General features: G+C 64.2%; 12 protein-coding genes and 2 pseudogenes. 6 read left to right on the top strand and 8 right to left on the bottom strand.

What is annotated here, in order from left to right; translation table 11 throughout:
• Positions 1 to 89: 89 nt before the first annotated feature.
• Complete coding sequence (locus ACVJ19_RS09435) at positions 90 to 644, bottom strand: hypothetical protein (RefSeq protein WP_014498596.1); 555 nt, start codon at positions 642 to 644, stop codon at positions 90 to 92.
• A 186-nt stretch (positions 645 to 830) separates the two neighbouring features.
• Between ACVJ19_RS09435 and ACVJ19_RS09430 the strand changes: the two genes are divergently transcribed.
• From ACVJ19_RS09430 to ACVJ19_RS09420, 3 genes and pseudogenes are all read left to right on the top strand, one after another.
• Positions 831 to 1607 carry a helix-turn-helix domain-containing protein gene (locus ACVJ19_RS09430; protein WP_014498595.1) on the top strand — a complete coding sequence of 259 codons (777 nt, stop codon included), beginning with the start codon at positions 831 to 833 and terminating at the stop codon, positions 1605 to 1607.
• Positions 1608 to 1696: 89 nt separating this feature from the next.
• A complete protein-coding gene (locus ACVJ19_RS09425; protein WP_014498594.1) occupies positions 1697 to 1921 on the top strand; it encodes a hypothetical protein in 225 nt (74 codons plus the stop codon).
• Positions 1918 to 2193: pseudogene (locus tag ACVJ19_RS09420) on the top strand (AAA family ATPase); the annotation flags it as partial. The gene ACVJ19_RS09425 and the pseudogene ACVJ19_RS09420, both read left to right, overlap by 4 nt.
• A gap of 52 nt (positions 2194 to 2245) precedes the next feature.
• Here ACVJ19_RS09420 and ACVJ19_RS09415 read toward each other — a convergent pair.
• From ACVJ19_RS09415 to ACVJ19_RS09405, 3 genes and pseudogenes are all read right to left on the bottom strand, one after another.
• A pseudogene (locus ACVJ19_RS09415) lies at positions 2246 to 2760 on the bottom strand (Arm DNA-binding domain-containing protein); the annotation flags it as partial.
• Positions 2761 to 2917: 157 nt separating this feature from the next.
• A complete protein-coding gene (locus ACVJ19_RS09410; protein WP_453949210.1) occupies positions 2918 to 3529 on the bottom strand; it encodes a JAB domain-containing protein in 612 nt (203 codons plus the stop codon).
• An 88-nt stretch (positions 3530 to 3617) separates the two neighbouring features.
• Positions 3618 to 4562, bottom strand: coding sequence for a DMT family transporter (locus ACVJ19_RS09405; RefSeq protein WP_453949211.1), 945 nt, complete (start codon positions 4560 to 4562; stop codon positions 3618 to 3620).
• A 131-nt stretch (positions 4563 to 4693) separates the two neighbouring features.
• Between ACVJ19_RS09405 and ACVJ19_RS09400 the strand changes: the two genes are divergently transcribed.
• Positions 4694 to 5290 (top strand): Ada metal-binding domain-containing protein, encoded by a 597-nt coding sequence (locus ACVJ19_RS09400; protein WP_453949212.1) that lies wholly within the window; start codon positions 4694 to 4696, stop codon positions 5288 to 5290.
• A gap of 15 nt (positions 5291 to 5305) precedes the next feature.
• Here ACVJ19_RS09400 and map read toward each other — a convergent pair whose 3' ends face one another.
• On the bottom strand, positions 5306 to 6124 hold the full coding sequence (map, locus tag ACVJ19_RS09395) for a type I methionyl aminopeptidase (RefSeq protein WP_453949213.1): 819 nt from the start codon (positions 6122 to 6124) through the stop codon (positions 5306 to 5308).
• A 116-nt stretch (positions 6125 to 6240) separates the two neighbouring features.
• Positions 6241 to 7557, bottom strand: a complete 1317-nt coding sequence (locus ACVJ19_RS09390) for a mechanosensitive ion channel family protein (RefSeq protein ID WP_453949214.1) — start codon at positions 7555 to 7557, stop codon at positions 6241 to 6243.
• A gap of 208 nt (positions 7558 to 7765) precedes the next feature.
• Between ACVJ19_RS09390 and ACVJ19_RS09385 the strand changes: the two genes are divergently transcribed.
• Both ACVJ19_RS09385 and ACVJ19_RS09380 read left to right on the top strand, forming a co-directional pair.
• The gene (locus ACVJ19_RS09385; protein WP_453949216.1) at positions 7766 to 9559 is read left to right on the top strand and encodes a potassium/proton antiporter; all 1794 of its coding nucleotides are present in this window, start codon (positions 7766 to 7768) and stop codon (positions 9557 to 9559) included.
• A 251-nt stretch (positions 9560 to 9810) separates the two neighbouring features.
• On the top strand, positions 9811 to 10071 hold the full coding sequence (locus ACVJ19_RS09380) for a PepSY domain-containing protein (protein ID WP_453949217.1): 261 nt from the start codon (positions 9811 to 9813) through the stop codon (positions 10069 to 10071).
• Between the two features lie 170 nt (positions 10072 to 10241).
• Here the strand turns inward: ACVJ19_RS09380 and modC are convergent, their stop codons facing one another.
• Together modC and modB are read right to left on the bottom strand one after the other, a co-directional pair.
• Positions 10242 to 10904 carry a molybdenum ABC transporter ATP-binding protein gene (gene modC, locus ACVJ19_RS09375; RefSeq protein ID WP_453949218.1) on the bottom strand — a complete coding sequence of 221 codons (663 nt, stop codon included), beginning with the start codon at positions 10902 to 10904 and terminating at the stop codon, positions 10242 to 10244.
• A 2-nt stretch (positions 10905 to 10906) separates the two neighbouring features.
• Entirely contained in the window at positions 10907 to 11602 is a 696-nt protein-coding gene (modB, locus tag ACVJ19_RS09370) for a molybdate ABC transporter permease subunit (RefSeq protein WP_453949219.1), read from the bottom strand.
• Between the last annotated feature and the right edge of the window lie 4 nt (positions 11603 to 11606).

The raw sequence follows: 11606 nt of genomic DNA, 5'->3' as shown, positions 1-11606 counted from the left end.
AGCGTGCGATGGCCGCTCGCGTTCGGCGATGGGTATCCGCTCTGTCGCACCTGTCGTTGAACTGCATCATGCCTTCAATTTCTCCTGGATTAGGCGCGTCGCAGCATTCGCGGGATGTGGACACGGTGAAAACCGTGGGTCTGCACTTGTCGGCGAAGTTTGGGGGTGTCATTGACGCCGAACGCAACCGCCGCCTTCAAGGGGCTGGCAAAGGTTGCGTAGAAGGTCCAGCGAGCGTCTTTCGGCAGAGGCGCGTTCTGCCGACGGTCGGTGATGACGACGTCGCGCGGGTCTTTGGTATTGCGGAAGGCATGGAAGGTGATCCAATCGGGCCGCCTGTAACGTGCCGCCTTGCTGAAGGGCACCGACTGAACCTTCACGTCGCTTTGGTCGAGAACCCAATCGCGCTGTTCCAATATCTGCCTGACCATGTGGCCGACCATCTGCTTGACGCGGTCAACCAGAACATCTTCGCGAAACTCCTCCAGAAGCTGCTCCTCGATGCCCTCGACGGCAGGCTTTCCGAGCTCCGAGGCCGTCTCCAAGCGAGCGATAGTGGCGGGCTTCGTAAGAAACGACCAAATCCGCTGACCGATGTCGGACTCCGAGAGCGAGGCGAATTTCTCCGGATTGTAACGAAGCATGATAAAGGTCTCCTTGACCGGTCATAAATGGCCGGTCATAAATGCCTAGTCAAGGGTACTGCACGTTGAATTGCCCAGTTTGCTGGTTTGCCGCCAGTGTGCCGCTCCGATTCCGGTCGGCTGCCTCACGCTGCCAGGCTCCCTCATGTAAATTTTGAGTCATCGAATACACGGGATGAGGTTGAGATGAGGAAGGTCGTGCCGAACGGGAAGGCGGTGAAAGCCCTGAGGGAGCAGCTTGAAAGGCTGTCGACCCAAAAGGAAATGGCGAGTGAAATCGGTGTCAGCATTCGCATGCTTCGTATGATCGAGAATGAGAATGCGCCAATTGCAGTGACAACGGCTGAACGGTTGGCAAAAGCGCTGCAAGTTCATCGTGAACGCATTATCCTTGGCTCCGAGCTTTCGGAAATGACGCCGACCGTAAGTGCGCCGGAAGTCCTTTCCGCGCTGATGGAAGATGAGGACCGGCTCATCCCCCGCAACGACTATGACATCGCCAGTGCGACAGCGGACGAGGGCGCGCTCTATACGGAGGCGGCCCGCTCGCACGACGTGGCCTGCATTATCGAGACAACGCTCGATGAGGAAACTGGAGCCTATGCGCAGGAGCTTTTCGATATCCTCGTTGGCTTGTCCTGGTCGCAGCGAGATATTCTCGTCGACATTCCCCCCGCGACGGAGATCGCGGTTCGCCGGCGCCTGCGACAGCTCATCGTCCTTCTCAAGGGCAACGACATCTGGATTTATCGAACCTCGGTTCTGAGGCGATTGCCGGAGCGCTACACGGTCGCACCGCCGGACGAGCCGTTCTCCTATCAAAGCCGTCAGGTCGTAGCACTAGGGCCGCCGGGTGAATATGGCGAGACCACCATGCGCGTGCCGATCGATCATGGGCAGCCGTTCATCCTTCCGGCATGGCGGAAGCTTCGCAAGAGCGACAACGAAACAGAGACAGCCTGATGATGAGACGCAATCGCTTGATCGTCGCAGAATTGCACGCGCGCACTGAAATCAAATAGAAGTGCATTGGGCGGAAGTCGGGGGAGCGTATGAAGTTTAAGCTGGAAAATACTTTCGAGGACAATCTCGCTTTGTTTAGGGCCGAGGCTGTACAGATCGATCCCGAATGCGCGAAGATCCTCTTCGACAATTTGCATCTGCTGGATTCGGGAGGTGACACCGCGCCAAGCCGGGCAACAATCGGCGAGTTTCATAAGGCGGTACTGGATGCGCTTGATGGCATGTCCATCCCTCTGGGCGAGGACAAGGCATGACGCGGTATTTCCTGGGCAGCCTGTCCATCGAGGGTTTTCGTGGGATCAATAATGACGGTGACCCGCTCGTCCTCAAGTTCAAATCTGACGCCGTCAACTCGGTGCATGCGCCGAACGGCGTCGGTAAAAGCTCCATATTCGAAGCCGTTTGCTTCGCGATCCACGGCATTGTCCCGCGCCTGAAGGCGCTCCAGGAAGCCGAGCAGGGCGACAGCTATATCGTGAATCGCTTCCATCCCGGGCAGCAAGCGACGGTTGATCTGATATTCGCCAGCGATGACGCCTCGCCAGATGTGGCGATCAAGGTGGTGCGGGCTGCCAACGGTGCGCGCCTAGTGACTTCGCCGAGCGGTCATGCCGATCGGGCGGATCAGCTCGATGATTTCCTCGGCCTCGATCTCGCGAGCGAGGCGGTTGCGTCCGAGCGTGTCGGCGATCTTGTTAAGGCCTTTTTCCGTTTCCTTCCAGGACGGCTTGCTCGCATCCTTGAGCGCGGCGACATAGCCTTCGAACAGATCAGCGACGGTGCCGGGGCGCGTGTCGGTAGCGATCTTGATGCTGCGACCCTTCTGGATGACGTCGGCGAAGTCGCGTTTGAATATTTCGCGTGCCTGGGCGAGCGATATGGAGGGATAAGCCCCGAGCTTCTTCTTGGTCCGCTTCCCATCGCGCCATTGCTGCGCCATCCAGTCGGCGGTGACGCGCTTCGGCATGGGCTTGAGGACAAGCACGAGGCGGCCGGTGCCGCGCCCTTCACCGTCGGCGAGATTTTCCTGTTTCTGACTTAGCTCCACCCGCTTCAACGCATGTCGGATCGCGGTGTCGGTCAGGCTTGGCATGGCGTTTCCTCCTGTGCCGCAACTGGGATCGGTCGAGGAGAAACGGGGATCGTTTGCTGGGATCGGAAAGCCGCTTTCAACCCCTCTTACCGCTCCCAATTTGCCATAGCCGCCCCCTGTGTGCAATGAAGAAAAAATCGGATATATCGTTGATGATTCATCGGTATTGAACGTGATCCAACGTGATCATAGGGTGGGTAGTGGGGTGGTTGTGCACGAGGATCAGCGCGGTCGCCGACAGCTCCAGCGCGCGCTTGATCACTTCGCGCGGATAGACCGGGGTGTGGTCGACGGTGCCGGTCTGCTGCACCTCGTCGGCGATCAGCTGGTTGCGCTTGTCGAGGAAGAGCAGGCGGAATTGCTCCTTGTCTGAAAACGCCATGCTGGTGCGGCAATAGTCGATCACCTCGTTCCAGGACGACAGCGCGTTGCGGCTGTTGACCTCGCCCTTGGCGACGCGGTGCGCGGCGGCGGCGATCAGCTTGAGCTGGTTGATGGCGGATTCGCCGACGCCGTCGATTTCGCGCAGGCGCGCCACGGGCGCATGCACGACCTCGGCGAACGAGCCGAAGGTCTTGATCAGCGTCTTCGCGAGCGGCTTGGTGTCGCGCCGCGGCAGCGCCGGAAACAGCGCCATCTCCAGCAGCTCGTAGTCGCTGAGCGCCTCCGCGCCCGCACTGTAGAAGCGCTCGCGCAGCCGCTCGCGATGGCCGAGATAGTGCGGCGTGTCCTCCGGCTTGGTCTTGTCGTGGTCGGTCTTGGCGGGCATCGGGCGCCAGCATCGCCGCGGACCTGCGTTTTTGCAACCGTCAATTGCGGGGCGACGCGCTGGTCTTCCGCGTCAGACATGGCGATCATCAGCCCGCCGGCTTTCTGGCGTCTTGCGCCGGCGGGGGCATCGTCACGGCAACGACGCCGGCGAGAATGAGTACCATTCCGGCGAGGCTGGACCAGGTAAAGCGCTCGCCGAGCCATGCGGTGCCGAGCGCCACCGCGAAGCCCGCGCGCAGATAGCTTCCGCTGGTCGTGCCGAGCGGGCCGAGCGTGTGGATCAGCCGGAAATAGATCACCATCGCCAAGGCCGTGCAGACCACTGCGAGCGCGATCACCGCCGCGATGGCGTGCGCCGGCGGAGCCGCCAGCGTCCATGGCCGTTCGAGGGCGGCGGCGGCCGGGAGCATCAGCACTGCTGCGCAGCTCATCGCTCCGGCCGCGGTGACGATCGCGGGCAGGCCCGAGAATCGCTGGCCCCATATCGGCGCGAGCGCGTAGCAAAGGCTCGCGCCGAGCACTGCCATCTGGGCCATCGGCGCCGCCGTGCCGATCCCGGACAGCGTATCGATGCCCATCGTCACGGCAACGCCTGCAAGGCCGAGAGCGACGCAGATGATCTTCCGGCCGCTGATCGTCTGCCGCCCGCGCCCGGTCATGACAGCGATCGCGAGCACGAACATCGGCGGGGTCGCATTGAGAATGCCGGCGAGACCGCTTGCGATATGCATCTCGCCCCAACTGATCAGGGTGAACGGTAGCGCGCTTTGCAGCAGCCCTTGCACGAGGAAAGCCGCCCAGATCGATCCCCGGCGGGGGAGGGCGTGTCCCTGCATGGCCGCGATCAGGACGAGGAGAACGGCCGCGATCGTCACCCGCGCGGCGACCATCGTGAAGGGCGGTATCGTCGGGATCGCGACCTTGATCAGGGTGAACGAGCTGCCCCAGATCAGCGAGAGCAGCAGCAGGAGCCCGATCTCGAACGCGAGAGTGGTTTGCCCTGATGTCGTTTGTTGCGCCTGTGTGCTCATGCAATTTGCTCCGGGATGTGTCGGCACCATGATCCGGAGCGGTGGCGCAGGCTGGCCGAATTCGGACCTCATCACCCGATCGAGTCCGATTTCAGCTACTCGGAGGGCCGCGTTGAAACTATGATTTCGTCATGGCGAAGGCTTTGGCGCACCTGCAAACGCTGCCACCGCATCTCGACTGGGAGACCTGCGATCGAGCGCGGCTGGCGCGGGCCCGCGCCTTCGACGGCCTGTTCTTCTCCGGCGTTCGTTCGACGCACATCTATTGCCGGCCGGTCTGTCCGGTTCGCCCCGCGCGCTCGGAGAACGTCACCTTCTATGCGACCGCTGCCGCCGCCGAGCGCGCCGGCTTTCGCCCGTGCCTGCGTTGCCGGCCGGAAGCCGCGCCGGGGTCGCCTGCCTGGATGGGAACGGCCACTACCGTTGCGCGTGGCATGCGCCTGATCAACGACGGCTTTCTGGATCGCGCGTCAGGGGTGGATCTCGCGGAAGCCCTGGGAGTCGGGCCGCGTCATCTGCTGCGCCTGTTCATGCGCCATGCCGGCGCGAGCCCAATCGAGATCGCGGCGACGCGGCGCGTGCAGGAAGCCAAGCGCCTGATCGACCAGACCGAGATGACATTGGCGGAGATCGCCTTCGCTGCGGGCTTCGGCAGTGTTCGCAGGTTCAACGATGCATTTGCCGCGACCTACAAGCGGCCGCCGTCGTCATTCCGGCGCCGCCGCTAGGGCGCGCCTGGAGGCTCACCCGATCTGCTTCTCGCCGTGCCGCTCGGACAGCGTGAAGATTTCGACACCGCTGGCGGTGACGCCGACGGAGTGCTCGAACTGCGCCGACAGCGAGCGGTCGCGGGTCACTGCGGTCCAGCCGTCGGAGAGGATTTTCACATGCGGCTTGCCGAGATTGATCATCGGCTCGATGGTGAAGAACATGCCGGGCTTGAGCTGCACGCCCTCGCCGGGCCGGCCGATATGGATGATGTTCGGCTCGTCGTGGAACATGCGCCCGAGGCCATGGCCGCAGAAATCGCGCACCACGCTCATGCCCTGCGGCTCGACAAAACTCTGGATGGCGTGGCCGATGTCGCCGGTGGTGGCGCCGGGCTTCACCGCGGCGATGCCGCGCATCATCGCTTCATAGGTCACCTCGATCAGCCGCTCGGCCTTGCGCGCGATCGGGCCGACCGCATACATCCGGCTGGAATCGCCGTACCAGCCGTCGACGATGAAGGTGACGTCGATGTTGACGATGTCGCCTTCCTTCAGCGGACGGTCGCCGGGCATGCCGTGGCAGACCACGTGGTTGAGCGAGGTGCAGGTCGAGTAGCGGTAGCCGCGATACATCAGCGTCGCCGGATAGGCGCCATGGCTGAAGGCGAAGTCGCGGACGAATTCGTCGATGTTCGAGGTCGGCACGCCCGGTCCGACGATGTCGGTGAGCGCGTCGAGGCACTTGGCCACCAGCGCGCCGGCCTTGCGCATGCCGGCAAAGGCGGCGGGCCCATGCAGCTTGATCTGTCCGGTCTTGCGCAGGGAGGTCTCGGTGGCTTCGACGTAGCTCATGCTTGTCAGGTCTTTGCGGGCTCGATTGTCGGTGGAAAGGCTTGATTTCAGGCCCTAATCTAATGATCGTGGGCCTTCATGCAAGCCGAGCGTGTCGTTTGCGCCCGAAAGCGGGCCTAATTCGGGACTTCTACGGTGGTTTCCACCGGCAGGGCGCCGCCGCGGATGCGGATTTCGCGGACGGGGTAGGGAACCCGGATGCCCTCGCGCTTGAAGGCGTCCCACAGCGCCAGCATCACGTCGCTCTTGACGTTGTCCATGCCGTCGGGGTCCGCGATCCAGAAGGTCAGCGAGAACTTCATGCCGGCTTCCGCGAACTCGGTCAAAATGCTGTTCGGCGCCTTGCCCTTGGTGGCGCGCGGATGGGCGGCGGCGGTCTCGGCGGCGAGCTTGGTGACCAGGCGCGGGTCGGCGTCGTAATTGGTGCCGAAGGCGATCTTCACCAGCGTGTTCTTGTCGGTGTAGGTCCAGTTGACGACCTTCTGCGTCACCAGATCCTCGTTCGGCACCAGGAATTCGCGCCCGTCGCCGGCGGCGACGGAAATATAGCGCGTCTTCATCGCACTGATCCGCCCGGTATTGTCGCCGATGGTGACGAGATCGCCGGGCTTCACCGATTTGTCGGCAAGCAGGATGATCCCCGAGATGAAGTTGGCCACGATCTTCTGCAAGCCGATACCGATGCCGACGCCGACCGCGCCGGAGAACACCGCGAGCGCGGAGAGATCGATGCCGACCGCGCCGAGCGCAATGACAATTGCGACGGCCAGAAGCCCGATGCGGATGATCTTGACCAGCAACACCTGCACCGACGGCGTCAGGTCGGTGGTCGAGTTGATCCGGCTCTCGGCGAAATTGCTGGCGATGTTGGTGGCCCACAGCGCGATCAGCAGCAGCGCGCCGGCCTTGATCACCAGGAGTGGCGTCAGCCTGAGGCCGCCGAGCACGATCGCGAAGGAGTCGAGCAGATCGACGGTGGTGTCGAGCTGGCCGATGATGGACAGCGCCGCGACGAACCAGGCCGTGATCGACACCAGCTTGACGATGAAGGCGTTGCGCAGCACCGAGGTCACCAGCCGGATCACGAGCCAGGCCAGCCCCATCTTGGCGGCGACCATCAGGAGATAGGAGCGGCTCGGCCAGGTCGCGTGGTACATCACCACGCGCGAGATGATCACGAGCAGGGTGAACACCGCCGTCGAGGCGCTCGACATCATCACCCGCGAGAAGTGCCGGAGCGGCAGCGGCCAGCCCATCGCCAGCGATGTCATGTCGACGCGATTGCGAATGCCGGCTTCCGCGGCATAGGCGATGCCGGCCGCCGCGAGAATGAGACCAAATTGCAGATAGAACCAGGGTGAGGAAATCTCCGCCCCGACGCTGCGTGCGGTCGTCTGCACGAACTCCATGAAGTCTTTGAGGTCCATGTCCATCGGTCTCGTCGGAAAGCGGAGGGAGGAATTGATTCGAGGGCGCCGCAGAATCCCACAAAGGATGCGGCCCGGCCATCGATACACCGTGAAGTGAAGCGCGTTAAGGCCGCAAAATACGGGCAGATTGCCGCGAGGAGCGAAAATGGGTTGGCGCGCGAGTCCGCCGACGATAAGGATGCCATTCCAGCTGTTTTTACCCGGAAGGTGGATGGCCTCCCTCGACTCCTTCAGCCTCACCATATTGCTCGGCGCCGTCCTGGTCATGGCCGGTATCCTGTCGAGCCTGCTTGCGCTGCGCTTCGGCGCGCCTTTGCTGCTCGTGTTCCTTGCCATCGGCATGCTCGCGGGAGATTCCGGTCCCGGGCAGATCCAGTTCAACGACGTCGGCACCACCTATCTGGTCGGCTCGGTGGCGCTGGCCCTGATCCTGTTCGATGGCGGCTTGCGGACGCGCTTTGCCAGCATCAGCACCGTGCTTGCGCCGTCCGTGGTGCTGGCCACCGTCGGCGTGCTCCTGACCGCGCTGGTCACGGCGCCGTTCGCCAGATACGCGCTCGACCTCAACTGGACGGAGTCGCTGCTGGTCGGCGCCGTGGTGGCCTCGACCGACGCGGCGGCGGTGTTCCTGCTGGTCCACACCCAGGGCCTGCGCCTGCGCCCGCGCGTCGGCGCGACGCTGGAGGCGGAATCCGGCACCAACGATCCCTTCGCGATCTTCCTCACACTGATGCTGGTCGAATACATCTCGCTGGGAACGGGCACGGCGGGTCACGTGCTGATGGAGTTCTTGCAGGAGGCGGTGCTGGGCGCAGTCGTCGGCTTCTTCGGCGGGCGCCTCGTCGTCATCGCGCTCAACAAGGTCGCGTTGCCGCAGGGCCTGCACGCGCCGTTCGTCACCACCGCAGCGCTGGTGATCTTCGGCGGCTCGCAGATCATGCACGCCTCGGGCTTCCTCGCGGTCTATCTCGCCGGCATCATCATCGGCAACCGGCCGACGCGGGCGCACAATTCGGTGGTGACGTTCCTGGATGCGGCGACCTGGCTGGCGCAGATCGTGATGTTCGTGCTGCTCGGCCTGCTGGTTTCGCCGAGCCGGCTCGGCGCCAGCGTGCTGCCGGCGGTCGCCATCGCGCTTGTGCTCATGCTTGTGGCGCGGCCCCTCGCGGTGTTCGTGTGCCTGGCGCCATTCCGCTTCAACTGGCGCGAAAAGATCTTCATCGCCTGGACCGGCCTGCGCGGTGCGGTCGCGATCTTCCTGGCGTCGATCCCGATGCTGGTCGGCCTGTCCAAGGCCTATCTCTATTTCGACGTCGCCTTCGTCGTCGTGATCATCTCGCTGCTGCTGCAAGGCTGGACGCTGGCGCCCGCCGCGCGCAAGCTGCACGTCGCGCTGCCACGCGCCGAGCGCGGCCCGCGCCGCGTCGAGCTCGATCTGCCCGGCCAGCTCGAGCAGCAGCTCGTCGGCTATCCGGTGCGCCCCAAGAGCCTGTATTTCCGCCGCGGCCTGATCCCGTCCTGGTCGAAGCCGACGCTGGTGATCCGCAACCAGAACATCCTGACGCCCACGGAAGCCGATCCGATCGCGCCCGGCGACTACATCTACCTACTGGCGCCGCCGGAAAAGGCCGAGTCGCTCGATCGCTTCTTCGTCGACATGCAGCCGAGCACGGCGCCCGATCCGCATTTGCTCGGCGACTTCATGGTCTCCGGCGAGCACACGCTGGCGGAGCTTGCCGGAATCTACGGCGTCAAGGTGAGTGAGGACGAGGGCAAGCTCACGCTCGCCGACTATTTCGACGTCCATCTCGACCGCGCACCGAAAGAGGGCGCCGAGCTCGCGCTGGACGAGATCGTCCTCGTCGCACGCAGCATCTCCGGCGGCCGCGTCAATGTCGTCGGCCTCCGCCTGCCGGAAGAGGACGAGACCCCGCCGCCGTTGACGCGCCGGCAGGCGCTGCGGAAGAAGCTTGCGGATTTGTGGACGTCGGTGGCGGGGGTCTGAACGCTGCCGTAGGGTAGGCAAAGGCGCCCTTGCGCCGTGCCCACCAACAGAAGACGTGGGCACGGCGCGCGAAGAGCGCGCCTTTGCCCACCCTACGAAGGTCGTCGCGGACGGCGACATTGCCAGACAACCGCCACCAAATCGCCGCAACCGCCGAAGATTTGCGCGGCTTCCTGACCTCCGCATCCGGAACGCTCCGCGGCGCTGCTCGTTCTTCGCGTGACAGTCAACGTCCTGACAGGAGCAGTTCCATGCGAAGCATCATCTTGCCTGCCATCGTCGCGATCGGTCTCGGATCGGCTGCGCCGGCGATGGCCTATGACACCGGCGACCAGATCTCGATGCAGGTCGCGCTCGATGTCGCGGCCGACATCGGCGTCATGACGGTCTCTCACACCCAGTTCCTCGGCGACGAATGGCAGATCGAAGGCCGCGATCGCACCGGGCGCTGGATGGAAGTCGACGTCGACGCCCGGACCGGCGAGGTCCGCAACGTCGACCGCGGCTGGTAAAGACGAAGCGACGGAAGCGCTGAAACGAGATCCCTCCCCAACGTCGTCCCGGCCTAGCGCGCAATTGCGCGCGGGGGGCCGGGACCCAACCACAGGGAGGAGTTTGGCGACGACTCGCCGTTACTGTCCGTTCGCCGGGACGACGGCGGAGAGTGTTGCGGCAGCGTGCCTCACGTCAGCACCTTGACCCCGCCGAACGACGTCACGCGGCCCTGCTTCAGCATCACGATTTGTGTCGCGAGCTGGCGCAGTTCGGCGGCGTCGTGGCTGACATAGACCATCGGCACATTGGCCTCGTCGCGCAGCCGGACCAGATAGGGCAGGATCTCGAGCTTGCGGCTCTCGTCGAGCGCGCCGAGCGGCTCGTCGAGCAGCAAGAGGCGCGGCTTCGACAGCAGCGCGCGGCCGAGCGCGACGCGCTGGCGCTCGCCGCCGGAGAGCTTTCCGGGACGGCGGTCTAGCAAGGCGCCGATGTCGAGCAGGTCGATGATGCGCTTGTGCTGCGCCGGATCGGGCGCAAGTCCGTTCATCCGCCGTCCGTAGTCGAGGTTCTGCGCGACGTTGAGATGCGGAAACAGCCGCGCATCCTGGAACACATAGCCGATGCGGCGGCGGTAAGTGGGCACGTGAATGCCGGCCGCGGTGTCGTCGACGGTCTCGCCGTCGATCACGATGATGCCGCGGTCGGGCCGCAACAGCCCCGCGATCATGTTGACCAGCGAGCTCTTGCCGGCGCCCGAGGCGCCGAACAGGCCGATGACGCGGCCCTCGCTGGTGAAGTTTGCCTGGAGCGAGAACTCGCCGAGCTGCTTTTCGATGTCGACGCGCAGCATGGTCAGTTTCCGTGCAGGCGCTGCGTGGCGCGGCGGGCGAACCATTCGGCGGCGATCAGCGCGCCGATCGAGAGCACGATCGAGACGATCACGAGCCGGCCCGCAGCCGCATCGCCGTCGGGTGTCTGGATCAGCGAATAGATCGCAGAGGAGATCGTCTGGGTCTCGCCGGGAATGTTGGAGACGAAGGTGATGGTGGCGCCGAATTCGCCGATCGCCTTGGCAAAGCCCAGCACCATGCCCGCGAGCACGCCGGGCAGCGCCAAGGGCAGCGTCACCGTGAAGAACACTTTCCATGGCGCGGCGCCGAGTGTCTCCGCGGCCTGCTCGAGCCGGCGGTCGATCGCCTCGATCGACAGCCGCATCGGCCGCACCAGCAGCGGAAACGCCATCACGCCGCAGGCGAGCGCCGCACCGGTCCACCGGAACGCGAAGACGATGCCGAGATTGTCGGCGAGAAAGCCTCCGACGAGGCCGCGGCGGCCGAAGGTGAGCAGCAGCAGATAGCCGGTGACGACAGGAGGCAGCACCAGCGGCAGATGCACGACGGCATCGAGCACCGACTTGCCCCAGAAGTCATGTCGCGCGAGCAGCCATGCCAGCGCAATGCCGAATGGCGTTGCGACCAGCGTGGCGATGACGGCGACCCTGAGCGAAAGCAGGATCGCCGTCCATTCGGCGGGAGAGATCTCGAACATCAAG

This window comes from Bradyrhizobium sp. USDA 376, from assembly GCF_054063675.1.
The sequence above is the reverse complement of the archived record's forward strand: the minus strand, read 5'-3'. Positions and strand labels throughout refer to the sequence as shown.

Excerpts from the sequence above, each read along its gene's own strand:
- ACVJ19_RS09390 (WP_453949214.1), bottom strand. The coding sequence starts at position 7,557 with ATGGACATGGACCTCAAAGACTTCATGGAGTTCGTGCAGACGACCGCA.
- modC (WP_453949218.1), bottom strand. The coding sequence starts at position 10,904 with ATGCTGCGCGTCGACATCGAAAAGCAGCTCGGCGAGTTCTCGCTCCAG.
- ACVJ19_RS09380 (WP_453949217.1), top strand. The coding sequence starts at position 9,811 with ATGCGAAGCATCATCTTGCCTGCCATCGTCGCGATCGGTCTCGGATCG.
- ACVJ19_RS09425 (WP_014498594.1), top strand. The coding sequence starts at position 1,697 with ATGAAGTTTAAGCTGGAAAATACTTTCGAGGACAATCTCGCTTTGTTT.
- ACVJ19_RS09400 (WP_453949212.1), top strand. The coding sequence starts at position 4,694 with ATGGCGAAGGCTTTGGCGCACCTGCAAACGCTGCCACCGCATCTCGAC.
- map (WP_453949213.1), bottom strand. The coding sequence starts at position 6,124 with ATGAGCTACGTCGAAGCCACCGAGACCTCCCTGCGCAAGACCGGACAG.
- ACVJ19_RS09385 (WP_453949216.1), top strand. The coding sequence starts at position 7,766 with ATGGCCTCCCTCGACTCCTTCAGCCTCACCATATTGCTCGGCGCCGTC.
- ACVJ19_RS09410 (WP_453949210.1), bottom strand. The coding sequence starts at position 3,529 with ATGCCCGCCAAGACCGACCACGACAAGACCAAGCCGGAGGACACGCCG.
- modB (WP_453949219.1), bottom strand. The coding sequence starts at position 11,602 with ATGTTCGAGATCTCTCCCGCCGAATGGACGGCGATCCTGCTTTCGCTC.
- ACVJ19_RS09405 (WP_453949211.1), bottom strand. The coding sequence starts at position 4,562 with ATGAGCACACAGGCGCAACAAACGACATCAGGGCAAACCACTCTCGCG.
- ACVJ19_RS09435 (WP_014498596.1), bottom strand. The coding sequence starts at position 644 with ATGCTTCGTTACAATCCGGAGAAATTCGCCTCGCTCTCGGAGTCCGAC.
- ACVJ19_RS09430 (WP_014498595.1), top strand. The coding sequence starts at position 831 with ATGAGGAAGGTCGTGCCGAACGGGAAGGCGGTGAAAGCCCTGAGGGAG.